General features: G+C 39.8%; 25 protein-coding genes and 3 tRNA genes. 13 read left to right on the plus strand and 15 right to left on the minus strand.

All coding sequences use genetic code 11. The annotated features are described in order from the left end of the window. Positions 1–9: 9 nt before the first annotated feature. Positions 10–204 carry a hypothetical protein gene (locus RDV63_RS13960; RefSeq protein ID WP_313910107.1) on the minus strand — a complete coding sequence of 65 codons (195 nt, stop codon included), beginning with the start codon at positions 202–204 and terminating at the stop codon, positions 10–12. 239 nt (positions 205–443) lie between these two features. Here RDV63_RS13960 and cysZ point away from each other — a divergent pair, with 239 nt between their 5' ends. Next, positions 444–1,205, plus strand: coding sequence for a sulfate transporter CysZ (gene cysZ, locus RDV63_RS13965; RefSeq protein WP_313910108.1), 762 nt, complete (start codon positions 444–446; stop codon positions 1,203–1,205). Positions 1,206–1,218: 13 nt separating this feature from the next. Here cysZ and RDV63_RS13970 read toward each other — a convergent pair whose 3' ends face one another. From RDV63_RS13970 to RDV63_RS13980, 3 genes are read right to left on the minus strand one after another with little or no spacing between them, the layout of a single operon-like run. Next, positions 1,219–1,662 carry a flavodoxin gene (locus RDV63_RS13970; protein WP_313910109.1) on the minus strand — a complete coding sequence of 148 codons (444 nt, stop codon included), beginning with the start codon at positions 1,660–1,662 and terminating at the stop codon, positions 1,219–1,221. Then, entirely contained in the window at positions 1,659–2,489 is an 831-nt protein-coding gene (gene truC / locus RDV63_RS13975) for a tRNA pseudouridine(65) synthase TruC (RefSeq protein WP_313910110.1), read from the minus strand. The genes RDV63_RS13970 and truC overlap by 4 nt, the downstream gene beginning before the upstream one ends. Further along, positions 2,486–2,806 carry a YqcC family protein gene (locus tag RDV63_RS13980; RefSeq protein WP_313910111.1) on the minus strand — a complete coding sequence of 107 codons (321 nt, stop codon included), beginning with the start codon at positions 2,804–2,806 and terminating at the stop codon, positions 2,486–2,488. Before RDV63_RS13980 ends, truC begins: the two co-directional genes overlap by 4 nt. 107 nt (positions 2,807–2,913) lie before the next feature. On the opposite strand from RDV63_RS13980, the gene RDV63_RS13985 reads away from it, so the two are divergent. After that, on the plus strand, positions 2,914–3,210 hold the full coding sequence (locus tag RDV63_RS13985; RefSeq protein WP_313910112.1) for a DUF3301 domain-containing protein: 297 nt from the start codon (positions 2,914–2,916) through the stop codon (positions 3,208–3,210). Positions 3,211–3,226: 16 nt separating this feature from the next. Here RDV63_RS13985 and RDV63_RS13990 read toward each other — a convergent pair whose 3' ends face one another. Beyond that, entirely contained in the window at positions 3,227–3,877 is a 651-nt protein-coding gene (locus RDV63_RS13990) for a GNAT family N-acetyltransferase (protein ID WP_313910113.1), read from the minus strand. Between the two features lie 99 nt (positions 3,878–3,976). Further along, on the minus strand, positions 3,977–4,339 hold the full coding sequence (locus RDV63_RS13995; RefSeq protein WP_313910114.1) for a DUF3192 domain-containing protein: 363 nt from the start codon (positions 4,337–4,339) through the stop codon (positions 3,977–3,979). 194 nt (positions 4,340–4,533) lie between these two features. On the opposite strand from RDV63_RS13995, the gene RDV63_RS14000 reads away from it, so the two are divergent. Together RDV63_RS14000 and RDV63_RS14005 are read left to right on the plus strand one after the other, a co-directional pair. Further along, the gene (locus RDV63_RS14000; protein WP_313910115.1) at positions 4,534–4,854 is read left to right on the plus strand and encodes a hypothetical protein; all 321 of its coding nucleotides are present in this window, start codon (positions 4,534–4,536) and stop codon (positions 4,852–4,854) included. After that, positions 4,854–5,633 carry a DUF2310 family Zn-ribbon-containing protein gene (locus RDV63_RS14005; RefSeq protein WP_313910116.1) on the plus strand — a complete coding sequence of 260 codons (780 nt, stop codon included), beginning with the start codon at positions 4,854–4,856 and terminating at the stop codon, positions 5,631–5,633. The genes RDV63_RS14000 and RDV63_RS14005 overlap by 1 nt, the downstream gene beginning before the upstream one ends. On the opposite strand, the gene syd is transcribed toward RDV63_RS14005, so the two are convergent. After that, complete coding sequence (gene syd / locus RDV63_RS14010) at positions 5,618–6,169, minus strand: SecY-interacting protein (protein ID WP_313910117.1); 552 nt, start codon at positions 6,167–6,169, stop codon at positions 5,618–5,620. The genes RDV63_RS14005 and syd overlap by 16 nt on opposite strands. A gap of 59 nt (positions 6,170–6,228) precedes the next feature. Here syd and queF point away from each other — a divergent pair, with 59 nt between their 5' ends. From queF to RDV63_RS14050, 8 genes are all read left to right on the plus strand, one after another. Beyond that, positions 6,229–7,086, plus strand: coding sequence for an NADPH-dependent 7-cyano-7-deazaguanine reductase QueF (queF, locus tag RDV63_RS14015; protein ID WP_313910118.1), 858 nt, complete (start codon positions 6,229–6,231; stop codon positions 7,084–7,086). Positions 7,087–7,158: 72 nt separating this feature from the next. Beyond that, positions 7,159–8,718 carry a diguanylate cyclase gene (locus RDV63_RS14020; RefSeq protein WP_313910119.1) on the plus strand — a complete coding sequence of 520 codons (1,560 nt, stop codon included), beginning with the start codon at positions 7,159–7,161 and terminating at the stop codon, positions 8,716–8,718. Between the two features lie 19 nt (positions 8,719–8,737). Then, the gene (gene ppnN, locus RDV63_RS14025) at positions 8,738–10,096 is read left to right on the plus strand and encodes a nucleotide 5'-monophosphate nucleosidase PpnN (protein WP_313910120.1); all 1,359 of its coding nucleotides are present in this window, start codon (positions 8,738–8,740) and stop codon (positions 10,094–10,096) included. After that, the gene (gene xni / locus RDV63_RS14030) at positions 10,097–10,906 is read left to right on the plus strand and encodes a flap endonuclease Xni (RefSeq protein WP_313910121.1); all 810 of its coding nucleotides are present in this window, start codon (positions 10,097–10,099) and stop codon (positions 10,904–10,906) included. After that, a complete protein-coding gene (locus tag RDV63_RS14035; protein WP_313910122.1) occupies positions 10,887–11,330 on the plus strand; it encodes a DUF3192 domain-containing protein in 444 nt (147 codons plus the stop codon). Before xni ends, RDV63_RS14035 begins: the two co-directional genes overlap by 20 nt. After that, the gene (locus RDV63_RS14040; RefSeq protein WP_313910123.1) at positions 11,323–12,747 is read left to right on the plus strand and encodes a hypothetical protein; all 1,425 of its coding nucleotides are present in this window, start codon (positions 11,323–11,325) and stop codon (positions 12,745–12,747) included. Before RDV63_RS14035 ends, RDV63_RS14040 begins: the two co-directional genes overlap by 8 nt. Positions 12,748–12,882: 135 nt before the next feature. Next, on the plus strand, positions 12,883–13,890 hold the full coding sequence (locus RDV63_RS14045; protein ID WP_313910124.1) for an isocitrate dehydrogenase: 1,008 nt from the start codon (positions 12,883–12,885) through the stop codon (positions 13,888–13,890). 81 nt (positions 13,891–13,971) lie between these two features. Then, positions 13,972–14,196: a VF530 family protein gene (locus RDV63_RS14050; protein ID WP_313910125.1), complete on the plus strand. Its 225-nt coding sequence runs from the start codon at positions 13,972–13,974 to the stop codon at positions 14,194–14,196. Here RDV63_RS14050 and gpt read toward each other — a convergent pair. The 7 genes from gpt to RDV63_RS14085 all read right to left on the minus strand — a co-directional run bounded on the left by gpt (position 14,193) and on the right by RDV63_RS14085 (position 19,518). Next, positions 14,193–14,669, minus strand: a complete 477-nt coding sequence (gene gpt / locus RDV63_RS14055) for a xanthine phosphoribosyltransferase (protein ID WP_313910126.1) — start codon at positions 14,667–14,669, stop codon at positions 14,193–14,195. The genes RDV63_RS14050 and gpt overlap by 4 nt on opposite strands. 33 nt (positions 14,670–14,702) lie before the next feature. Next, on the minus strand, positions 14,703–15,404 hold the full coding sequence (deoD, locus tag RDV63_RS14060) for a purine-nucleoside phosphorylase (protein WP_313910127.1): 702 nt from the start codon (positions 15,402–15,404) through the stop codon (positions 14,703–14,705). A gap of 43 nt (positions 15,405–15,447) precedes the next feature. Further along, on the minus strand, positions 15,448–16,668 hold the full coding sequence (locus RDV63_RS14065; RefSeq protein WP_313910128.1) for a phosphopentomutase: 1,221 nt from the start codon (positions 16,666–16,668) through the stop codon (positions 15,448–15,450). 157 nt (positions 16,669–16,825) lie between these two features. Further along, a complete protein-coding gene (locus RDV63_RS14070; RefSeq protein ID WP_313910129.1) occupies positions 16,826–18,991 on the minus strand; it encodes a prolyl oligopeptidase family serine peptidase in 2,166 nt (721 codons plus the stop codon). A gap of 168 nt (positions 18,992–19,159) precedes the next feature. Next, positions 19,160–19,235, minus strand: a tRNA-Phe gene (locus RDV63_RS14075). Positions 19,236–19,282: 47 nt separating this feature from the next. Next, a tRNA-Thr gene (locus tag RDV63_RS14080) sits at positions 19,283–19,358 on the minus strand. 84 nt (positions 19,359–19,442) lie between these two features. After that, positions 19,443–19,518, minus strand: a tRNA-Phe gene (locus RDV63_RS14085). A 200-nt stretch (positions 19,519–19,718) separates the two neighbouring features. On the opposite strand from RDV63_RS14085, the gene RDV63_RS14090 reads away from it, so the two are divergent. Continuing rightward, positions 19,719–22,481, plus strand: a complete 2,763-nt coding sequence (locus RDV63_RS14090; protein ID WP_313910130.1) for a hybrid sensor histidine kinase/response regulator — start codon at positions 19,719–19,721, stop codon at positions 22,479–22,481. 73 nt (positions 22,482–22,554) lie between these two features. Here RDV63_RS14090 and RDV63_RS14095 read toward each other — a convergent pair whose 3' ends face one another. Beyond that, the gene (locus tag RDV63_RS14095) at positions 22,555–24,150 is read right to left on the minus strand and encodes an isocitrate lyase (protein WP_313910131.1); all 1,596 of its coding nucleotides are present in this window, start codon (positions 24,148–24,150) and stop codon (positions 22,555–22,557) included. Between the last annotated feature and the right edge of the window lie 86 nt (positions 24,151–24,236).

A 24,236-nucleotide genomic window follows, 5' to 3' on the forward strand; every position in this document is an offset into this window, starting at 1 on the left:
TATTAATGCTTAGCTAATAAATAACATAACAATAAATAAAATTAACCCAGCACCGCCCATGACACCGTACTCTAGGCGTTTTTCAAAACGCTTTTCGGCATTGGCTTGTGCAGGTACTAGCGCAGCTGAAACACAAAAAGTCAGCCCCATAACTAAACATAAAACAGTTGCGGCAAACACCAGCGCAGTAACTAACATTGTCATATCTCACCCTTCATCTAAAAAATATTATTTTGCAATAATACATGCTACAGCATAATAAAGCAGCCGCTATTCTAGCATAAAACTTTTCTCTAGATAGCAGTACTATAGTTAGCAAATATCACTTTTGCGCCTTAATTATATTCTGTTACTAAAAACATCCCAACAATAACAGTAATTTTATCCTAACACTTTATACTTAGTGCTATAGCATCACTGTTACTGTTTTTAGCGAGGCATTAATGTATTATTTTTTTCGCGGTCTAAGTTTAATTCGCACTAAAGGATTAAAACGTTTTGTCTTAGTGCCTCTGTCTATCAATTTGCTATTATTTTCTTTAGCATTTTATATTCTGTTACAGCAACTTAATTCTTTTATTATCGCCATCCAGCAATACTTACCCGCTTGGCTAAACTGGTTAGAATATTTGCTTATCCCGCTAGGCGTTATGTCATTAGTGATAGGGCTAGCTTTTAGCTTTACCCTAGTAGCAAATTGGATTGCTGCACCTTTTAATGGCTTATTAAGCGAAAAGGTAGAAGCCTATTTAACTGGCAATACTATTGGCAAAATGGATACAGCGGCATTTATTAAAGATATACCGCGATTATTAAGCCGAGAATGGCAAAAATTACTCTATGCCATACCCAGAGCCATAATATTTTTAATTCTGTTTTTTTTGTTACCGGTAGGCGGTCAAATACTCTGGTTTTTATTTACTAGCTGGCTGCTAGCTATCCAGTACTGTGATTATCCGTTTGATAATCACAAAATTTCTTTTCACACTATGCGCAGTCAATTAAGACAACGCTGGCCTGACAGCTTTAGCTTTGGCATTACTGTTGCAGTTGCTTGTATGATCCCACTATTTAATTTATTAGTGATGCCCATAGCAATTTGTGGCGCCACTGCTATGTGGGTAGATAAATTTGCCATGCAAAATGACCCCACATTAAAAGCTCCAGGCGCAAAAGCTTATAATAAGCTAGATAAATATTGTTAACCGGCTACTATATTTAGCCGGTAAAGTGTTGCTGTAACCAAGGTAAGGCTATTAGCTCAGGTTCTAAAGTTTCAATTGCATCTATCCGCAGCATAGGGGCAACTTCTGTCCCTTGCAGCTCAGCCAATAACTCTGCAAACTTTTCACCACCACCACAAAAGTTTTCATAACTACTATCACCTAAACCGATTACGGCGTAGTGCTTGTTTGTTAACAAAGGGAACTGTTCTTTTAGCTGCAAATAAAATGGAAACACATTATCAGGCACATCGCCCTCACCTGTAGTGGAGCAAATAACTAGCCAAATATCAGCATTATAAGCTAATACTTCATCTAAGACGGCATCTTCAAATAGTTGGCAATCATAATTACGCTCGCTCAGTGCTGCCACAGCTTGCTCTGCTACATACTGGGCCGCACCGTATACAGTGCCTACTATTACTGCAATTTTTGTCATTCTTCCTCCACACTCTGACTATTAGCAAAAAGCTGGGCAAATTGCTGTTGATAATACTGCTTGTTTATCGGCCAATTAAACTGTTGAAATATGTTTTCAAGCTGGTTAAGTCCAGCACTAAATAATAAAGGTTCAGCCGTTACTGGGTGTGGCAACTGTAACTGTTTAGCAATCAACATCAACCGCCGACAATTAAAATGCTGTAAAAAAAACTTATTATGTTTACCATCACCATGGCTAGTATCACCCACTATTGGGTGGCGTAAATGTGCAAGATGGCGTCTTAACTGGTGTTTACGCCCTGTTAGTGGTTGCAGTGCTAACAAAGAGTATCTTGCCACTGGGTATCGGCTAACAGGCATGGGTAATTCAATTTTTTGCAACGGCTGATAGCGGGTTATAGCTGACTGTGCTGCTTTATCATCACGACTATATTTATCAGCAATTTTGTCTTGTTGCTCTTTTAGCGCATAGTCTAACTCGCCACCCTGAGATACATAGCCACGTACTACAGCTAAATAGTATTTATGCCATAAATTCTGCTGTTGTTGCTCAGATAAAATGCGGGCTACTTCACTTGAAAGCGCGAAAACTAAAACACCTGAAGTTGGCCGATCTAAACGATGCACGGGGAAAACATGTTGGCCAATTTGATCGCGCAAGGTTTGCATGACAAACACTGTTTCATGTTTATCGAGAAATGAGCGGTGAACTAGCATACCGCTAGGTTTATCAATCACCACTAAGTAATCATCTTGATACAAAATTTTTAAAGGCAACCTAAGTTCAGAAGGCTCTGTGCTTAGCACAACTTCTGGATCTGTCATGCCTCACCTGTTAACTGATTATCAAGGCTTTTAATAATACTTAGTAATGGTTGCGCTGTTATGGCATGGCTTTTAAAGGCTTCCTCAGCAATTGGGTGAACACTAATTTTATTAGGTAAGGCTGCTTTTGCTGCAATAAGTGCTGTCATACGTGGAATAAAAATATACTGCAGCCAATTCTCTAAAGGCATAGTGTCACAACAAAAAGGGGCTGAGCTTGCCATGGCTGCTACATTTGGCGGTGAAGCACTCCATAAATTAAGCTGTTTTAACTCGCGCTCTAACTCCGCTAATAACAATTCAATATTACTATTCATAAGGTCCTCATGGTTTAATGCTAGTTTACCATAAGCGGCTTACATCGCTAGACTTGTAAAAACAATAAAACACCAGCATGATCAAGTCTTAATTGCAGGAGAAAGCAATGGGTCCAGTTATATTGTTATTAGTGTTAACCGGTATTTGTTATGGTTTTTGGCTACAGCGCAAACAAGATGAGCGAGCAAGCTTATTAGCAAAACAGCTATGTCAACAGCAAGAATTACAGTTATTAGACTGTGCACGAAGCCGCCATAGTATTCGCAAGCATAATGGCAGCATACGCTGGCTAACTTTTTATCAAGTAGATTTTAGCGGTGATGGCGAAAGCCGCTATCAAGCAGAGCTAATTTTATCAGGTATGCGCTTAGCTGCTTTTGAGTTACCGGCTTATCGGGTATAGTGTTTAGTGTTTAGTTTTAAGTGCTTAGCGCTGATTGTTTTGGTCTAAACATTAAATAGCCACTGACATTATTAAAGCTCAGTTGGGTAACGGTTTTATAACTATTATCTGCAAACAGTGATTTATATTTATCTAAAGTAACAAAAACACCCACGCCTGCTGAGTCTGCATTTTTATCAACTATTGAGTTAACAGCGTGCAATAAATAATGGCCTAAGCCTAATGATTGATGCTTAGGCGATACAGCTAAAAATACCAGCATATGATAATGCTCTACCGGCATGGCAGAGTGGATACTTTGTTCTTTTTCTAGTAACTGCTTGGTTGATACATAACCTGCAGTAAGTAACATTTTTAACCGCCAATGCCACAAGCGCTCGCCATTATCTGTATTGGGTTCGGTTAGGCAAGCAACGCCCAATAATTGCTGCTGATTAAATACACCTATCATTGGTTGCTGCGCCTGCCAAAAAGTCGTTAACTCTTCCCGAATTGCCGCTCGCAAGCGCAGTTCATAATCAGACTCATTAGCCCGAAAAATTTTCATAAACAAAGGGTCATCATAATAAGCTAAGTACAACAAAGAAGCGGCAGACTTAATATCTTCTGCCGTTAACATAGCCGCAGTAATTTTATCCAAGGTTAATGAATTTAAATCTGAGCTCATATCAATCCTAGTTTACAAAGTTTAGGTGTATTGACTTTAGCAGCAAGCTAAAATATTGCCAAGTCAGGCTAAAAAATAAACAGCCTACTCTGCTGTAACTTATAAATATTGATAGGCTTTATCGCCCCAGCCAACCAGCTTATTTTGTTTAAATATAAGCGGAGTACATTCATCTTTAGTGGTTTTACCATCACTTTTGACGTGATGAGTTCGATAGAATAATACCTGTATGGCGACATCTTCTTTAGTAAATAACTCACTAAAATCAGGCTTACCCATCAAGCCTCTAACACTGTCAATCGGCATATCTAGCTGCAGATTATTTACCTGTTCTTGGTTATATTGCTGCGTTTTTTCCCAAGCACTGTTACCATCAGTAAGCCCATGCTTACCACCAACAGAAACGACACAGCCGGATAAAGTAGCGGCCAAAGTTGTAGCAACTAAAAGTTTAACTAACATATTTATCTTCCCTATATTTTTATAAAATAACTTGCTAGCACTAAGTTCACTCACCAGCATGCTACTTTTGATTTAGCAAAAGCCATGCCTAACCTTAATTTATATTAAAATCAACAATTTAAAAATTAACTGCTACTTTTAGTTGTCTATTAATGGTAAGTTTCACTACTTGTTAGTCAAATAGGCAATTAACAGTGACAGATCCAATACTATTACTGCAACAAGTTGCAGCTCAGTTGCAGCAAGAGGGAAAAACACCTAGTTTGGCTTTATTTCGCGCCCGTTTAGCCGGACAACTAGCCCCGGCTCAACTTTTTACGGCTTACCAACAGTGGCGGGCTAATCCCATTGTTGCTAATTCTATTAAAACTAATAATACAGAGCAGGATACTGCGGCTAATACCACAGCAGTCAGCCTAAATGAGCTTTGGCAAACTCAGCAAGCTATCTTAACTCGAGTAGAGCAGATTGAAGCTAAACTAGATGAGATATTAAAAAAATTGGAGCCAATTTAATGTATGTTGCAGAGTTAAGCTTTAGCGTTATTGCCGATACAGATTTTACCCGCGCTGAAATCGCTATCCGCCACTACATAGAAGCCTTAATTTTTAATGGCCAAGTGCTAGGTCGTGAGTTTCCAACTGCTTGGCAAGAAGAGCGTTTTAATTGTCGTATAGTTGTGCCTAATACCGATGCTTTGTTGCCTAAACACCATAGCAGCAAAGCCTCTATTGCCTTAAATAAGTTAGCTGCTGCAGGCCTTGGTTATCCAAAGCTAAAGATAATGGGCATGGATTTAATGTCGCAACATACCGATCCTTGTGCCGCACCAGAAGGATATATTCTGTACTCTCGTTTTAGCGATACTTGTTCACCACTTCGCTGCGCGGAACACATGGCGCCCATACCGCTGTATCAGCTAAAAACTAGCACTGACGATTTTGAAGCTCTTATTCGTTGGCAGTTGCAATACCAAGCTTTAGATGAAATTCAAATGCAGCAAACTCGCGTCTTAACCAAAACAGCTGAGCGCAGCCTGCAACAACTTAATAGCCAACTTAATCGCCAAGGCCGAGCTTTAGCCAAGCAACTTGAGCGTAGTACCCAAGTACCCGTTTATTATGCGTTATATAGTGGCACAAGCACAGACTGTGAGAGTGAACCTAGTAAGTGCTGCCCTAGCTGCCACAGTGCATGGAAACTAGCTGAGCCTTTAGCCGAGCTATTTGATTTTCAGTGCCAAGGCTGCCGTTTAGTCAGCAATATTGCCTGGGAGTGTCAAAGCCCCTCGTAAGCACATGGCTGCAATTGACTAAGAAACTGCGCTAAGTTAGCCGCCAGCTTTTCCGTCACTTCTTGGCCTACTCGCTCTAAAAACACTTCACCCGTGCTATTTAATACACTAAGCAAAATATCATCATCTTCAGTAGTGGCAAAAAATACTGTTTCTTGCTGCTTTAAGCGGCGCTTCATTAAAATATGACCAATAATATTTTCTTGTAAGCGGTTTAAATCATCGCTATTCCAAACCATTAATAAGGCCAGTTTACCCCGCTGATGCTCAGCCGCTAGACCAGCACCATAATAGGTTTGATAAAACGTAATAATGTCTGGATGTAAAACCAGTTCTAAGGCTTGTTCAACATTCGTAAAATCGGCAGCGGGTTGCTGTAGCACAGGCTGCCATTGCACGCTATCATTGACAACCTGACCGATTTGACAAGGTGATATGCTTGTTGGATCGACCCAAGTAGTTAATTTAAGCTGCTGCTGTTGATGCCAAAGCAGTGACTGTTGAATAAAATCAGCATAATTACGACTTAAGGCCACAGGATTTTCCATTCTAATTTATGATAAACTTAACCTATTGTACCCTTAACCTGTAAGTGATGACAAAAGCAGATATGAATAATGACTTCTCTGAAGCGCTAGCTGGTTTAAGCTTAGGTAAAGCAACCGATTATATTGATCAATATGATCCTAAGTTACTGCAAGCCGTACCGCGCAGCTTAGGCCGACATGCGCTTAGTTTAGACAATGATAACTTACCTTTTGTCGGTCACGATATATGGCACGGCTATGAGCTATCTTGGCTCAACCGTAAAGGTAAACCGCAAGTTGCTTTAGCCACATTCACAGTGCCCTTTGATTCTTGTAACTTGATAGAATCTAAATCATTTAAATTATACTTAAATAGCTTCAATCAAAGCCGATTTACGGACTTAAGCCAAGTCTATAAAAACTTACAGCGAGATTTATCTGCCTGCGCCGGTAAAGCCGTCACGGTAAACTTACATCATGTAAATGAAATTACTACCTTTCAGCCGACGTGGATCCCTGGGCTTTGTATCGATGATCTGGATATTGAAGTTGATCAATACCAATATGATGCCAGCTTACTTAAAACGCTGCAAAATGCTGATATAGTGACAGAAAAGCTACATTCACATTTATTAAAATCAAATTGTTTAATTACTTCTCAACCCGATTGGGCTAGTGTTTATATAGAATATAGTGGTGTGCAAATTGACCACGAGTCTTTACTTCGATATTTAATTAGTTTTCGTAATCATAACGAATTTCATGAACAATGTGTTGAACGTATTTTTCTTGATATCTGGACCCGCTGTCAGCCGCACTATTTAGCGGTATATGCCCGCTATACGCGTCGAGGTGGTTTAGACATTAATCCATGGCGTTGTAGCCAACAGGCAACTCCACCAGCAATTCGTTTAAGCAGACAGTAAATATCGCTTTTATGCTATTTGTCGATATACTCAATTTATTAGGCTAATTAATTGCTAATTTAGGGAATTACTTTGCAGAACGATCGCCAACAACTTGATAAGGCCTTAAAAGCTCGTAAGCTGCTAGAAGACACTTATGAAGCTCAGTTCAAAATTTTGGCACAATTTGTGGTAAGGCTTTCTTTAGCATGTAAAGGTATTGATACCGAATTAGATAATAAACTAGCCAAGCTACGCACAGAGTTAAATCGTGGTACCGATCTAGAAAAACTAATTCCTTTTATTGAAAGCACTAGCACTAGCTTACAGCAGCTTGAAGTTAGGCATCAGCTTGAGTTACAAAAGGTGCAGCAGGGCCTAACTAATGCGGGTAAGTACTTACAGTTGCAAAAAGGCTTACCCGATCAATTACGTCGTGATTTACGATCCTTATTAGTTAGTGTAGAACTACCCTCTTCTACTGTGCATGCTTTTTTACCTCACTTAACTAAACTATCAGAGCTGTATCAAACCGCATTACAGGCTAAAGCTAACATACAACAGAGCAAGACTAACGATAATCGCTATCAAACTATCTGTCGGCAGATTAGTAATGAATTAAGTAGTTTACTAAGTGAATTAGCTTTTACAGATACTGCAGCGGTTGAGATTAATCAAATTCGTAGCAGCTTACTAACTGAATTATCCATTGAAAGCTTATTACAAGCTTGCCTTAAAACTATTAACATCATTATTGTAAGTGTTAATAACGAACGCCAACTAGCAGAGCGTTTCTTATTAAAATTAAATGATGCTTTATCTAGTGTGCAAAAAGCGGTTACCACTTCAGTTAGCAGCTCTAACGAACTGCAAACACAACTTAGTAATCTTGACCAACAAATAAGTTCGCAAATAAACAATTTATCTCAAAGTAGCCGCAGTGCTACTTCGCTAGAGCAACTTAAAAATTTAGTTGCCGATAAGCTAACCACTATTACTGTATCACTGCAGAAAAAACAACAATTTGAGCAACAGCATCGACAAAAAGTGAATCAAACGCTTACTGATATGACCCAGCGTTTGCAAGAGTTAGAGCAAGATGCTGTAACTTTTCAACAGCGCATAGCTGAACAAAATCTGCGCAGCTTACAAGATGCCTTAACCCAAATTCCGAATAGAGCGGCTTTTGATGAGCGTTATCAATTTGAACTAAAGCGGGCCAAACGCTACAACACTCCCTTATGCGTTGTCATTGCTGATATTGACCGCTTTAAAAGTATTAATGATAATTATGGCCATAGTGCGGGTGATAAAACCTTAAAGATTATTGCCCAAACGCTGTATACAAATCTTCGTGAGACTGATTTTATCGCTCGTTATGGTGGTGAAGAGTTTATACTTTTATTTCCAAAAACCACATTAAGTGAGCTTGAACAACCACTAAATAGCCTTAGAGAAAAAGTGGCAAAGATCCCATTTAAGTTTAAAAACATTAAAGTCCCTATTACTATCTCAATAGGGGCAACTCAACTAATAAACAATGATACACCACTAAGTGCTATTGACCGTGCAGATAAGGCCTTATATGAAGCTAAGCATACTGGTCGTAATAAGGTAGTTTTAAAGCCAGCAACAAGCAAAGTAACCAATTAAGTTATCACAAGGAAACGCTATGCACGTGCAGTTAAATCCATTAGGCTCTATGGACTTATTATCCCAATTAGAAGTTGATAAATTACAACAAAACGCTGAAAAAGCTACCTTTCAAATATTTAGAAATTGTTGCTTAGCTGTGTTAAACGTTGGCAGCCACACTGACTGCTCAGCAGAAATTTATGAACAATATCAAGATTTTAAAGTTAATTTACTTAGCCGCGAACGCGGTATAAAAATTGAACTATTTAACCCACCCAAAGATGCGTTTGTTGACGGTAATATTATTAAAGGTATCCACGAGCATTTGTTTGCCGTATTAAGAGATATTTTATTTTATCACTCACGGCTGCAAAATCAAAAAAGCTGGTTAGATTTAAGTAATAGTAGCCACGTTACCCATGCCGTATTCGATATTATGCGAAACGCCAGAGTTATAGATGGCACTAATGAGCCAAATTTAATTGTTTGCTGGGGAGGGCACTCCATTAGTGATATTGAATATAAATATACCAAAGAAGTTGGCTACCAACTTGGTTTACGTGGTTTAGATATTTGTACCGGTTGCGGCCCAGGCGCCATGAAAGGACCCATGAAAGGCGCCACTATTGGTCATAATAAACAACGGATCCGTAATGGCCGTTATTTAGGCATCACCGAACCCAGCATTATTGCAGCAGAGCCCCCTAACCCAATCGTTAATCAACTGGTTATTTTACCTGATATCGAAAAACGCTTAGAAGCCTTTATTCGCACTGCTCACGGCATTATTATTTTCCCAGGTGGCGCTGGTACAGCAGAAGAGTTGTTGTATTTATTGGGTATAATGCTCCATCCAGATAATAAGCAACAACAGTTACCTATTATTTTAACTGGCCCTAAAGACAGCGCAGAATACTTTAATCATATCGCCAGTTTTATTGAACAAACCTTGGGCGCTGAAGCTTTAGCTTTAATGGATATTATTATTGATGATCCTATTGCTGTTGCTCGTAAAGTGAAAGCGGCTAATACAGCGGTGCGCGATTATCGCTTAGCAGTAGGTGATGCTTATCATTTTAACTGGACCTTAAAAATAGAACCTGACTTTCAGCAACCTTTTATACCCAGCCACGCCAATATTGCCACTTTAGATCTACACTTAGAACAAAGTAAGGCTAGCTTAGCCGCAAATTTACGCCGCGCCTTTTCGGCTGTAGTTGCCGGTAACGTTAAAGAGGAAGGCATTAAAGCGATTCGCGAGCATGGACCATTTTTAATTAGTGGCGAACCTAAATTAATGCAGTTAATGGATACGCTCTTGCAATCGTTTGTCGAGCAAGGCCGAATGAAGCTACCTGGCTCAACCTACACTCCCTGTTATCGGGTAATAAAATAAATGGCTCATTTGTTATTGATAGATGCGATGAACTTAATCCGGCGTATATACGCGGTACAGGAACGGCCGTATTTACCCTTAGCTGATGAAGTTGCTGCTACGACTAAAGCACAAATTATTACCAATACAGAGCAAACACTGCGCCAGTCATTATTAAGATTGCAGCAAGACTTACAACCTAGTCATGCTGCTCTGGTATTTGATGGTGATAATAGCTATTGGCGGCGCCAGCTATTTACGGATTACAAGGCTAACCGTAAACCTATGCCTAGCATGCTTGCTGACGCCTTACCGGCATTACAGCAAGCAGCTAAGCAACTTGGCTTTCACTCTTTACGCCAGCCCGATTATGAAGCTGATGATATTATTGCTTCGATTGCCAGTCGGATGGCGCAGCATCAACAGCAAGTCACTATCGTCTCAACCGATAAAGGCTTTTTACCGTTAATGTCACAGCAAATCCATGTTTATGACCACTTTAATCGCCAATTTCATAGTGATGAAACTGTACAAGAGAAGTTTGGCGTGCCACCTCAGCAACTAGTTCGCTATTGGAGTTTAGTAGGTGATAACACCAACAATATCCCCGGCGTTCCGGGTATAGGGCCTAAAACTGCACTCGACTTGCTAGCTTTAGCTGATACATTAAACTTAGCGACTCAGCATGAAGGTTGCCATAAAAAAGTTCGTGATAAAATTTTAGAACATAAAGCTGACATTCAAATGTTTATGCAAATATTAAGTTTAAAAACTGACGTAGAACTTGGCGTTAACTTACAGGAGCTTCGTCTTGAACCCAGCACCCTCTAGTCAGAATAGTCCTTTGCATTTCTTTGCTAGCTTTAAAGCCAAGCTATTATTGTTTTGCTTAGTTGGTATTGGCAGCTACTTGCTATTAACGCTACTTATAGTAGTTTTTTATCAAGATAATACTGAACAAATGAACTGGGTTGATCGTGAGGCTTTTAATAATAAGATTATCAAAAAGTATAAGCCGCATACTGGTTTAAGCCAAACTGAAATTCTGCATACTCTAGGTAGCCCTGATATTACCGAAGCAGTAATAATAAATGCCGATATATATCAAGTACTGTATTTTCGCACTCACCGTAATACGCCAGACGGTATTACCACCGCGGATGAGTGTACTGCCCTATTATTAAAAAACCGCCAGTTAATCGCCATTGGTGATGCAGCTGTTAACCAATTTAGTCAAATAAAGCCCTATGGTTAATACCCAAGCTTCGTCATGGCAAGGCTATACTCAGCTATATCAGCAACAGCTAATTTTATTTAAAGCTAATAGCTCAGCAATGCAGCTTTATACGGTATCTGAACATTTAGTTGCAGCTAGGTTAAGCTTAACCGAACAACCAAGTGCGATATTAAGGCAACAAACAGCTCTAACAGCTGCTCTGGCTAGAGTAGAAATACTTTATCACTTTTGTTTAGATTACCAATGGCCTAGCGCAATCACTAACTTATTGCTGGTTAGTAGTTTTTGTAGCAGCATCGATGCTGAATTGGCAACTAATACCGCCGACAAGCTAACTAAGTACCCAGCGCTAGCTTGCGCTAAACGCAACCTGCAAGGGCTTCCTAGTAATATCTTTACCATACTAAGCCATTGCTATGCTAATCAACGTAAAATTAGCTATCATCAACAGTATCCTCTTAGCAGCCTACTTACGCTAGCTGAGCAATTGACTGCTACACAACAAAGCATTGATCTTGCTAGTTTGAGACAAAAAGTTGCTTCTCAGCTTATGTATAGCCGCTGTGAGCTTGAGTTAAAGCTGTTGGCTGTACTGGCCAAAATAGTTACTCTAAGCTTAAACCTAACAGAACAGTCATTGGCTGCAAGTAAACTACTTAGTAGTGACTCTGCCGTTAGCCATTTACCTTTAGAGGATTACGCTCGTTTAGAAACCTATATAGAACAACAGCCGGTGATGGCTGGCCATTTAATGCAACGGGCTTCACAGCTTAATCGGCAACGACAAAAAATTAGCCAAGTAAAATTGGCTATTTCACTACTTGGCATTAATGCATTGCCCCTATTATTAGCCAGTGCTGAGCTGCAACAACAGTTAGCTGATCTTAAGCTGCCCAATCATCTAATATTACAACAATTTACTCAGTGCTTTGCATCCGCTTTACATCTTCTACTCCCCACTGAGTTAACTAAAGATAAAGCAACCTTAATTGCCTATTGCCTTTGCGCCCCTTTATGGCTTAGCCATAAAAATTATTGCCAGCCTATAGTTCAAGTAAAGCCAGCACCGAATCAGCTTAACTTACCCTTAGCGACACTGCTTACTCAAACTGATTACTTAACTAATATCAATATTTTATTGCAACGTTATCAGTTAAGCTCTTGGCTAAAGCCTAGCGCTGAACTCTTGCTCTACCTTAATCGTAAACCAAGTAAACTTAGCGCCATTAGCCTAGCTTTATTAACAGCTTGGCACGCCGCGGCTGCGACACTAACTTACGCAGGCCCTGGGACGACAAATTTACCTTTTTTACAGCAACTGTTACTTCGCCTGCAAAAGCTAGCTGCAGCTAACTTTAGTTATCAAGCTGAAGAATTATGCCTCAACCTAGCAACATCTAATACCAGCTTTTGCCCGCTGCAATTAAACTTATAGTTATATCACTCTAGCGCGTTTAAGCCCGCCAACTGGCGTATTGAGGCAGAAAATGTTATATTTAACAACATTCCCAGAGGCTCATCCGTGGCCCGAGGCTCTCTTTTGCACACTGGCATTTAAGCTAAGGTTCCTATGAATAATCAGACAATTACCGTCATCAAAGGTGATGGCATTGGCCCAAGCATTGTTGAGGCTGCAATTCAAATATTAGATAAGGCTGGCTGTAACTTTTGCTATGAATATGTTGAGGCTGGATTAACGGCATTAGAAAATAGCGGTGAATTATTACCTCAAGCCACGCTAGATGCTATTGCTCGCAATAAGATCACCTTAAAAGGCCCTTTAACCACCCCTGTTGGTGATGGTTTTACTTCTATCAATGTTACCTTACGTAAAAAGTTTGGCTTGTACTCAAATGTACGGCCAGTAATTTCTTTTAAAGGCACTAAAGCCCGTTATGACAACATTGATATTATTACAATCCGTGAAAATACTGAAGGCATGTATTCAGGGCATGGCCAAGTGGTTTCTGCAGATGGTATGGTAGCAGAGGCCACCAGTATTGTTACTCGTGCTGGGGCAGAGCGCATTGCTATCTTTGCTTTTGAAACTGCGCGCCGCGAAAATCGTAAAAAAGTGACTATAGTGCATAAAGCCAATATCTTAAAATCTACCTCAGGCTTGTTCTTAAAAATAGCGCGTGAAGTTGCCAGTCGTTACCCTGATATTGAAGCACAAGAAATGATTGTTGATAATGCCTGTATGCAACTAGTCATGAACCCACAGCAGTTTGACATCATAGTTACAACTAACCTATTTGGTGATATTTTATCAGATTTATGTGCTGGTTTAGTCGGTGGTTTGGGCATGGCGCCTGGTGCTAATATTGGCACTGATTGTGCTATTTTTGAAGCTGTTCACGGCAGTGCACCAGATATTGCGGGTAAAAATTTAGCTAACCCTAGCTCGGTTATTCTAGCCTCAATTCAAATGCTAGATTATTTAGGTATGAATGACAAATCTTTAAAAATTCGTTCAGCCTTAGCAGATGTTATTGCAACTGGAGATCGCACAACCCGTGATCTAGGTGGCAACTACGGTACGACTGACTTTACTGCTGCCATGTTAGAACGTTTATAAGCTCTACCAAAATAAATAAGGCGCAAGCCGCCTTATTTCAATATAATTTCTAGTACAACCACTCATACTTATGGAGTTTAGATGCCAGCCCACCAAGCCAATAATCCTCTGCATGGCGTGACCTTAGAGCAAGTAGTAACAGCTTTAGTTAGCTACTACGGTTGGCCAGCATTAGCTCATAAAGTAGATATTAACTGCTTTAAAGTTGACCCTTCTATAAAAAGCAGTCTTAAGTTTTTGCGTCGAACGCCATGGGCTAGAGCCAAAGTAGAGCAACTCTATATTCAAACAAAGTGGCCTAACTAATATGCCTTCTTTGCTAAAGGTTGGCTGTAGGATAGCGCCATATCCCAAGGTAATTGAATCCAAGTATCTTGTTCAATGTCAACAACATACTTATCCACAAATGCTTTGCCTTGCGGTTTAGCATAGATAGTGACAAAGTAAGCTTGTGGAAACAGTTTACGTAAAGATTTTGCTGTTTCACCGGTATCTACTAAATCATCAACTATTAATAATTTACTACTATCCTTAATACTGGCCTGCTTTAAAATCTGTAAACTACCTTGCTTATTATGGTCATAACTTGCTATACAGATACTGTCTACTACTCTAAGATTTAATTCCCGAGCTAAAATTGCAGCCGGCACTAAACCGCCGCGACTAACGGCTAAAATGCTAGTGTAACCACCAGCTAACAATTGTACAGCTAAGGCTTTGCTCGCCTGATGAAATGCTTCCCAAGAGACAAGAAACTGTTTATTTTCAGCTAAAGACATACTCTTCTCATTAATTAATCTGTTACTACTTATTTAAATACAGCCTAATGCCACTTCGACCATTTCATTAAAGCTGGTCTGGCGCAGCTCAGCGCTTAAGGCTTCTCCGGTTCTAATATGATCACTTACCGTTAAAATCGTTAAAGCATTAATACCGTATTCGGCAGCAACAGCATATAAACCTGCTGCTTCCATCTCAACCGCTAATACGCCATATTTCTCTAAGCGTTCAAATACCGTAGGATCAGGGTTGTAAAATAAATCTGCGGTAAACACATTGCCTACTTTTATTGCAATGTTGTTAGCTCGCGCTGCAGCCACAGCTTTTTCTAACAAAGGATAACTGGCAATAGCCGCAAAATCTATCCCGCCTAAACGTTGCCGATTAACCGCAGAGTCGGTACTGGCTCCCATCGCTATCACCACATCGCGAACTTTAACTGCAAGCGGTAAAGCGCCACAAGAGCCGACACGAATAATATTCTTTACACCATAAAATTTTGCTAATTCAGTAGCATAAATAGAGATTGATGGTATCCCCATCCCCGAACCTAAAACACTAACGGCTTTGCCATGATAATTACCGGTATAGCCAAGCATATTTCTAACTGTATTAACACAAACCACATCAGTTAGAAATGTTTCAGCTATATGTTTAGCCCGTAATGGATCGCCTGGCATAAGGACAGTGTCAGCAAAAGCATCAGCAGCGGCAGAAATATGAGGAGTCGCCATAAAGTTCTCTTATAAGTTTATATTCAGGTTAAGTATTCTAGTTTTAGGCCAAGCGGATCTGCGCTAAAAACGACTCACCATATTGCATAGGCTCTAATTTAAAATAATCAGCCAAAGTTTGGCCTATATCCGCAAAGCTATTACGCTTACCTAAGTTAACCCCTTGCATACCCGGCTGATATACCAATACAGGAATATACTCACGAGTATGCTCAGTACCTGGCCAAGTAGGATCACAACCATGATCAGCCGTTAAAATAAGTAACGTATCAGCATCACAAGCAGCGAAAATTTCAGCTAATCGGCCATCAAAGTATTCTAGAGCCTCACCATAGCCAATAGGGTCGCGCCTATGACCATAATTTTGATCAAAATCTACTAAGTTAGTAAACACTAAGCTGTTATCGGGCTGAGTTGCCATTTGTGCTAGGCTAGTGTCGATTAAAGCCGTTAACCCTGTTGCTTTAATATTTTTGGTTATTCCTTGGTGAGCATAAATATCGGCAATTTTGCCAATAGCTATTACCTGACCGCCGGCTTGAGTTAGCTTATCTAAAACTGTTGGCGCAGGTGGTAATACCGAAAAGTCGCGACGATTACCTGTCCGTGCATAATTAGTTGCGGCATCACCTAAGAATGGCCGAGCTATCACCCGACCTATATTATATTTATCTAATAATTCACGAGCAATTAAACAAAAATCTAATAACCGCTGCAATCCAAAATGGGTTTCATGGGCTGCAACCTGAAATACACTATCAGCAGAGGTATAACATATTGGCTGGCCTGTTTTAACATGCTCATCACCTAGCTTAACTAAGATATCTGTACCCGAGGCATGACAATTACCTAAAATTCCACTAACGCCAGTTCGCTGGCATAGTTCAGCAATAAACTCTGCCGGAAAACTATTGGTTTTGTTTTGAAAATAGCCCCATTCATACAGTACTGGCACTCCCGCTATTTCCCAGTGACCACTAGGGGTGTCTTTACCGCTACTTAGCTCTTGAGCAAAGCCATAGCCCCCTATTAGCTTGGTTGCCTTAGGAACCTCAGCTTGGTGCCCCGAACTTGCTGCTGTTGCCGCATCAACTAAACCTAATGAAGTTAAATTAGGTAACACTAGCTGCCGCCCCTTTTGTTTTACAAAGGCCGAGGCAATGCTAGCAAAGGTATTAGCACCTACATCATTAAATTTATCAGCATCTGGCGCATAACCGATACCAAAACTGTCTAGCACCAGTATTACTGCTTTAGTAGCCATACCTGTTACTCCAGTGATGTTATAGTTTAGATTTACAGCTTAACACAAGAGCTGTAAAAAGCTGCTTCAGCAGCTGCAGCTATTGCATAACGGACTTTATATTTTAAAATGAAAAAGCCCGCTAACCAAGAGCGGGCTTTAATTCACTTAAGGCACTTTATTTTGGCAAAGTTTGATAGCCCATATTATATAAAGTAAAACTAAAAATATCTGCTGTTTGCTCTATTTGCTTAGACACTGGCGTACCTGCACCATGGCCGGCGTTAGTTTCAATCCTAATCAATTGCGGATTTATACCTCCAGCTTTAGCCTGTAATTCTGCAGCAAATTTGAATGAGTGCGCAGGTACTACCCTATCATCATGATCAGCAGTAGTAACTAAAGTGGCAGGATAAGCCACCCCTTGCTGCACATTATGTACTGGAGAATAGCCTAGCAAATACTTAAACATCTCACTACTTTGCTCACTAGTACCATAATCATAAGCCCAGCCCGCACCAGCCGTAAAGGTGTGGTAACGCAACATATCCATTACACCAACAGCCGGCAATGCCACTTTAACTAGCTCTGGCTGCTGAGTCATAACGGCACCTACCAATAAGCCACCGTTAGAGCCACCACGAATAGCGAGTTTCTCTGCTGACGTATAGCCTTTATTTTGTAAATATTTAGCAGCAGCAATAAAGTCATCAAATACATTTTGTTTTTGCATTAAAGTGCCGGCTTTATGCCAGGCTTTACCATATTCTCCACCACCACGAAGGTTAGGCACAGCATAAATACCGCCTAACTCCATCCATACCGCATTAGATACACTAAAGCCTGGGGTTAAACTGACATTAAAACCACCATAACCATATAAAATAGTCGGGTTAGAGCCATCAAGCTTTAAGCCTTTTTTATAGTTAATCATCATCGGCACTTTAGTACCGTCTTTTGAGGTATAAAAGACTTGCTCTGAGACATATTGCTGACTATCAAACTTAGCTGCCGATTGATAATAAACTTCAGACTCACCACTGCTTGGTGCAAAGCTATAAATAGTAGGTGCGGTAGTGTAATTGCTAAAAGAATAATACAGAGTATCGTCTTGTTTCTTGCCACCAAAACCAGACACAGTACCTAAGTTTGGCAGTTGAATATCACGAACTAGCTTACCGTTATAATCATACTGTTGGACTTTAGATAATGCATCTACCATATAGTTAGCAAAAATATAGCCTGCACCAATATTGGCACTTAATACATGCTCGGTGTGGGGAATAACATCTTGCCAATGCTCTGCTGTTGGGTTAGATACATCAACTTTTACCACTTTTTTATTGGGAGCATTTAAATTTGTCACTAAAAATAAAGTGCTACCTTGGCTATCCAATAGATTAGTATCAGAATTAGTATGATCTAAAATTGTCACTAGCTCACTATTTGGCTTTGTTAAATCTTTAACAAACAACTTATTGCCTGAGGTAGAAACGGCTGCAGAAATTAATAAATAACGAGCATCATCAGTAACAGTAGCACCAACATAGCGATGTTTTTGATCCGCCTTAGCACCAAATACCACTTTATCTTGCTGCTGAGAAGTGCCTAATTGATGATAATATAATTTATGCTGATCAGTTTTAGCAGATAACTCACTACCATCTGGTTTATCGTAACTTGAATAGTAAAAACCTTCGTTACCCACCCAACTAATACCACTAAATTTTATATCAACTAATACTGGCTCAAGTTGTTGTTTAGTCTCGGCATCAATAATAATCACTTTGCGCCAGTCGCTGCCACCTTCTGAAATAGCATAAGCTGCCTTAGAACCGTCTTTAGAAAACGTGACACCGGCTAAAGAAGTAGTGCCATCACTGCTAAAACTATTAGGATCTAAAAACACTTCACTACTACCGTCTTCCAGCAAGCGATATAATACGTACTGATTTTGTAAACCATCATTTTTATAATAATAGGTATAGTTACCTTCCTTAAAAGGCGCGCCTACTTTTTCATAGTTCCACGATTCAGTCAGTTTTTGTTTAATAGTGTCACGATAAGCGATACCGTCTAAATAATTAAATGTCACCTTATTTTGAGCTTTAACCCAAGCTTCTGTTTCAGCACTGCGATCATCTTCTAACCAACGATAAGGATCGGCTACTTTTTGGCCAAAATAACTATCTACCACTGCACCTTTGGCTGTTGTCGGATAATGTATTGCTGTAGTGGTATTTGGCATAGTTGCTGTAGTTTGGCTTAAAGTAGGGTTTATGTTATCGGCACTGCTACAAGCAGTTATTAACGATACGGCTAAAATACTAAGGGCATACTTCATAAATATGGGTCCAATCTAAGGTTGAAATAATATCGCCTCAGCTTAGCAAAGAAGTTTAAGTTTGCCTATTACCATTTGCCTTACACTAGTGGCTATTCGCAGTATAAAAAGGGGGGTTAATCGGCTAAAACAACAAAACCAGCCTAAGCTGGTTTTGTTGTTTATAGATGGTGCCTCGACCCGGAATCGAACCAGGGACACGAGGATTTTCAATCCTCTGCTCTACCGACTGAGCTATCGAGGCACATAAACTGTGCTAATTACAACTAATTTAGTAGTAATTATAAATAATGGTGCCGCTTATCCGAGTCGAACGGATGACCTACTGATTACAAGTCAGTTGCTCTACCAACTGAGCTAAAGCGGCTATGACTATTACATCATTTTGTATAATGCTGTATTATTTAAACAGATTAAACTGTTTAAATAAAGCAGGCACCACATAAATTAATGGTGCCCAGACCCGGAATCGAACCAGGGACACGAGGATTTTCAATCCTCTGCTCTACCGACTGAGCTATCTGGGCAGCGCGGGTCGTATTAAACGGATTTTAGACAGTTAAGTCAACAGATATTTTCTTAAGACGATACTGTTAGCTTATTAGTTGAACAAAAACCGCTATTAAGTTAGTTTCTGTACAATCAACTATGCAACTTTTTAAAAGTTGTTAAAATACGCCTATTCGAACAAGACTGCTTTAATTAAGCTGCATAAATTGGAACTATAATGAAAAACCCTTCATTTAGTCGACCTATTTTTAAATGGTTGGCCTTACTGTCAGTGATTACTTTATGTGTACAAGCCGGTTTATTTTACTTTTTGAATATGCCAGATCCAGAGCAAAATAATAACAGCTTAGTCCGGCTCGAAGCTGAAAGTAAAATGCTGACTAAAGTGTTACAACCGCTATTAATACAAAAAGATAGCCAACAAACAGAGCAAATATTGCTACAAACCCGTAATGGCGATCGAAATCGTGCTTTGTATTTATACCAGCGCACTAAAGCAGCTAACGCAGAACTAATACATAATACCAGTAATGTTCAAGGCTACACCCCGCAACCAGAGTGGAAGAATCAAGTTCAGCAATATGACAACTATCTAATCTCCAACCAAATAATAAATCTGGATCCAGAACGTCAGGCTTTACTGATTTATGTCCTGCAGACTACAGCACCTTCGCAATTACCAGTGTTCATAATGTTTGCTGTATCAATATTACTAGCCTTAACCTTAAGCTTTTTTATAGCGCGCCGTATTGCTAACTTTTTTAAACGTCGTTTATCGCCCTTAGTTACTGGGACACGTCAAGCATTAGACAAAGAGCAGTTTCAAGGAAGTGTAGAAAGTGGCGTTGAAGATGACTATGGTATTTTGGGTGGTTATATTAATAAGTTATTTCGTAAGATTGAATTAGCTCATTTAGAACTAGCCGAATCTGAAGCCAACATAGCTAACTTACAACAAGAAGTAGAACAACAAATTAAACAGCGCACAGAAGCCTTAGAAACTGCTAAATTAGCTGCAGAAAAAGCCAATGAAGCTAAATCTACCTTCTTAGCCACCATGAGCCATGAAATTCGCACGCCAATGAATGGCATTATTGGCACTGTAGATTTACTACGAAAAACCCAGTTAACTACCTCACAGTTTCGCATGTCTGATACGGTAAGAGAGTCGTCTTTTTCACTACTGCGTATTTTAGATGACATTCTTGATTTCTCTAAAATAGAGGCCGGTAAATTAGAACTTGAAACCATACCGCTATCTTTAGTAGAAACCATTGAAGCTGTAGGGCGTATCCTAGTGTCAGTGGCGCATCAACGTCAAATTGATTTAAAGCTATTTATTGATCCCAAGATCCCTGATGGGTTAATTGGTGATCCCGTCCGGTTAAGGCAAATACTGTATAACCTAGCCGGTAATGCCATTAAATTTACTAACACTACTAGTGAAAAAACCGGCTTAGTATTAATTAAAGTCCAGTTACTAGAAGAAAATCTCGATTTTAGCCAAATTCAATTTAGTATTATTGATAATGGCCGCGGCATGACACAGCGCCAGCTAAACTATGTGTTTCAACCCTTTAGCCAAGCAGAAGGCTCCATCACCCGTAAATTCGGCGGCACTGGCTTAGGCTTATCAATCTGTCAGCGTTTAGTCACCTTAATGTATGGTGATATTAATGCCACTAGTGAAGTAGATAAAGGTACTGAATTCCGAGTCCGCATTCCGATGCGCCGTTCAGATGAATTACAATATGTGAATAAAAACTTACTAGCAGATATCCATATTTGTTTCTTTACAACAGATAGCAATAACCGCCAACATATCGAACAATATTTAAGCTATGCTGGTGCAGAGCTGGATTGTGTTGATAATGTTAATGCATTAAAAAAACGGACAACAACCCAGAAATTGCTACCACCCAAGCAAGCGGCTGTGTGGGTGTTAGATGCCACCTACGAGCAAATTTCACAAGAAGAAGTTGAATTACTGCAACAATCTTCAACTATGAATCAAGTACAGTTTGTTGTCATCACAAACCAAGTTGAGCTATCTGAGCAAAGCAATGACCGTGTGTATTATTTACATAGTGCGCCCATTTGCCGCAGCCATTTATATGACGCCATTTTAATTGCCGCAAAACGTAAAGCTAAACCTATTTATCATAATACTAATTTAGAAACTGTTAAAAAAGTACCATCAATAAGCGAGGCTAAAAAGCAACGGCGTTTAATATTATTAGCTGAAGACAACTTAATGAACCAACGCGTTATCGTGGAACAGCTTAATGCTTTAGGCTACGCCGTAGAAGTTGCCGATGATGGCGCTATAGCATTAGAAATGTGGCGACGCTATCAATATCCTCTCATTTTAACCGACCTACATATGCCTAATATGAGTGGTTATGATTTAGTCACAGCTATTAGAAAAGAAAGCTTAAACCTAAGTGAGAGCGCGGAGTTTACTCGAGTAATAGCGGTTACTGCTAATGCCCTTAAAGGGGAAGAGCAAAAATGTTTAAGCATAGGTATGGATGGCTACATTACCAAGCCATTAGAGCTAGCCACCTTAGAAACTATGATGGCACGCTGGCTACCACACAGTGATGAAAGTACAATCGCAGCTATTAATAAAGCTAAAGATACAACTCCATCGCCTATTTGCTTTACTACAATAGCCAATTATTTAGGCAATGACCCACAAAAGCATGAAGAACATTTAAACTTTTTTGTCAAAAATACAGCAGAGTTATTTCAGCAGTTAGAACAAAGCTCCCAGCAACAAGACAGAAGCTTAGTGCGCTCTGTTGCCCATCAGTTAAAATCATCAGCAAAAAGCATGGGCGCTTTAAGTCTCACCGACCAAGCTTTAAAGTTAGAAAAAGCCGCTGAACAAAGTGATTGGGTTGTTATAAATGAATACATTCGTATTTTAGAGCAGAAATATCAAGAGGTAGTCAGCTACGTGCAACAGCGCTATTAACGCTAACAAGCTTATATATTTTTTGAGAACAAAAAAGCAGCTTTACGCTGCTTTTTTTCAGTTTGTTAAGCTCCTAAAACTGGTTCATAGTGTTGTCTTTGCCACCTGCTTTAAGCGCAGCCTCACCGGAGAAGTACTCTTTATGGTCATCACCTACGTCTGAACCTGACATATTTTGATGTTTTACACAGGCTATGTTTTGCCGGATCTCTTTACGCTGAACCCCCTCCACATAGCCCAGCATACCGGCATCACCAAAGTAGTCTTTAGCTAGATTGTCAGTCGATAACGCTGCAGTGTGGTAAGTAGGTAAAGTAATTAAATGATGGAAGATACCGGCTTCTCTTGCCGCGTCGGCTTGGAAAGATTGAATACGCGCATCTGCCTCTTTACCCAAAGCGGTATCGTCATACTCTACATTCATTAGTTTAGCACGATCATAAGCAGAAACATCTTGACCAGCCTGCTGCCAAGTATCAAATACTTGTTGACGGAAATTTAAGGTCCAGTTAAAAGAAGGGCTATTGTTATAAACTAATTTGGCATTTGGCACCACTTGACGAATACGGTTAACCATATCAGCAATTTGGCCAACATGGGGCTTTTCTGTTTCTATCCATAATAAATCGGCACCATGCTGTAATGAGGTAATACAATCTAGCACCACACGGTCAACGCCAGTATTAGGTTTAAACTGAAATAAACCACTAGCTAGGCGTTTGGGTTTTAATAATTTACCCTTGGCTTTAACCACTACATCGCCATTAGCAATATCGTCAGCACCGCTAATTACATCACCATCTAAAAAGCTATTATACAAATCACCTAAATCACCAGGCTGTTTAGTTACGGCAATTTGTTTAGTTAAACCTGCGCCTAACGAATCGGTTCTAGCCACTATAATGCCATTATCAACCCCTAATTCTAAGAAGGCATAACGTACAGCATTAATTTTGGCGATAAAATCAGCATGAGGCACTGTTACTTTACCGTCTTGGTGGCCACATTGTTTTTCATCTGATACTTGGTTTTCAATTTGAATAGCACAAGCGCCGGCTTCAATCATTTTTTTGGCTAATAAGTAAGTTGCTTCTTCATTACCAAAGCCAGCATCTATATCGGCAATAATAGGCACTACATGGCTTTCAAAATGATCAATTTGATGCTGTATAGCTGCTATTTTTTGATTGTTATTAGCAGAACGCGCATCATCTAACTGGCGGAATAAACCAGCTAATTCTCGCGCATCTGCTTGTTTTAAAAAAGTATATAACTCTGCAATTAGTGCTGGCACAGCGGTTTTTTCATGCATGGATTGATCGGGTAAAGGCCCAAAGTCTGAGCGTAAAGCGGCTATCATCCAGCCTGACAAGTACAAATATTTCTTTTTAGTACTGCCAAAATGTTTTTTGATAGCAATCAACTTCTGCTGGCCAATAAAACCATGCCAGCAACCTAATGATTGGGTATAAGCGCTAGTATCTGTATCATAAGCCGCCATATCAGCACGCATTATGTCTGCAGTATAACGAGCAATATCTAACCCAGTATGAAATCGGTTTTGGGTCTGCATTCTTGCAGCAGACTCAGGATTAATAGCTGACCAAGCGGCGCCACTCTGCTGACGTAACTCGGTTAGTTTTAGTATGGCATCTTGGTATGCTGACATGCTTGCTTCCTCTTATTGCTGTTATATGGCAGGCAACCCTTTACCTGTTGTTTAATACTATAGGTGGCTAAGCTTAAATTCATAAA

Source organism: Rheinheimera sp. MMS21-TC3, from assembly GCF_032229285.1.
In the GTDB taxonomy this organism is placed as follows: Bacteria; Pseudomonadota; Gammaproteobacteria; order Enterobacterales; family Alteromonadaceae; genus Alishewanella.

Coding starts and splice junctions, on each gene's coding strand:
- RDV63_RS14050 (WP_313910125.1), top strand. CDS start 13,972: ATGCCAGCCCACCAAGCCAATAATCCTCTGCATGGCGTGACCTTAGAG.
- RDV63_RS13960 (WP_313910107.1), bottom strand. CDS start 204: ATGACAATGTTAGTTACTGCGCTGGTGTTTGCCGCAACTGTTTTATGT.
- cysZ (WP_313910108.1), top strand. CDS start 444: ATGTATTATTTTTTTCGCGGTCTAAGTTTAATTCGCACTAAAGGATTA.
- ppnN (WP_313910120.1), top strand. CDS start 8,738: ATGCACGTGCAGTTAAATCCATTAGGCTCTATGGACTTATTATCCCAA.
- RDV63_RS14070 (WP_313910129.1), bottom strand. CDS start 18,991: ATGAAGTATGCCCTTAGTATTTTAGCCGTATCGTTAATAACTGCTTGT.
- RDV63_RS14095 (WP_313910131.1), bottom strand. CDS start 24,150: ATGTCAGCATACCAAGATGCCATACTAAAACTAACCGAGTTACGTCAG.
- xni (WP_313910121.1), top strand. CDS start 10,097: ATGGCTCATTTGTTATTGATAGATGCGATGAACTTAATCCGGCGTATA.
- RDV63_RS13980 (WP_313910111.1), bottom strand. CDS start 2,806: ATGAATAGTAATATTGAATTGTTATTAGCGGAGTTAGAGCGCGAGTTA.
- RDV63_RS13985 (WP_313910112.1), top strand. CDS start 2,914: ATGGGTCCAGTTATATTGTTATTAGTGTTAACCGGTATTTGTTATGGT.
- RDV63_RS13995 (WP_313910114.1), bottom strand. CDS start 4,339: ATGTTAGTTAAACTTTTAGTTGCTACAACTTTGGCCGCTACTTTATCC.
- RDV63_RS14040 (WP_313910123.1), top strand. CDS start 11,323: ATGGTTAATACCCAAGCTTCGTCATGGCAAGGCTATACTCAGCTATAT.
- gpt (WP_313910126.1), bottom strand. CDS start 14,669: ATGTCTTTAGCTGAAAATAAACAGTTTCTTGTCTCTTGGGAAGCATTT.
- RDV63_RS13990 (WP_313910113.1), bottom strand. CDS start 3,877: ATGAGCTCAGATTTAAATTCATTAACCTTGGATAAAATTACTGCGGCT.
- RDV63_RS14005 (WP_313910116.1), top strand. CDS start 4,854: ATGTATGTTGCAGAGTTAAGCTTTAGCGTTATTGCCGATACAGATTTT.
- RDV63_RS14090 (WP_313910130.1), top strand. CDS start 19,719: ATGAAAAACCCTTCATTTAGTCGACCTATTTTTAAATGGTTGGCCTTA.
- queF (WP_313910118.1), top strand. CDS start 6,229: ATGACAAAAGCAGATATGAATAATGACTTCTCTGAAGCGCTAGCTGGT.
- RDV63_RS14045 (WP_313910124.1), top strand. CDS start 12,883: ATGAATAATCAGACAATTACCGTCATCAAAGGTGATGGCATTGGCCCA.
- deoD (WP_313910127.1), bottom strand. CDS start 15,404: ATGGCGACTCCTCATATTTCTGCCGCTGCTGATGCTTTTGCTGACACT.
- RDV63_RS14065 (WP_313910128.1), bottom strand. CDS start 16,668: ATGGCTACTAAAGCAGTAATACTGGTGCTAGACAGTTTTGGTATCGGT.
- truC (WP_313910110.1), bottom strand. CDS start 2,489: ATGACAGATCCAGAAGTTGTGCTAAGCACAGAGCCTTCTGAACTTAGG.
- RDV63_RS13970 (WP_313910109.1), bottom strand. CDS start 1,662: ATGACAAAAATTGCAGTAATAGTAGGCACTGTATACGGTGCGGCCCAG.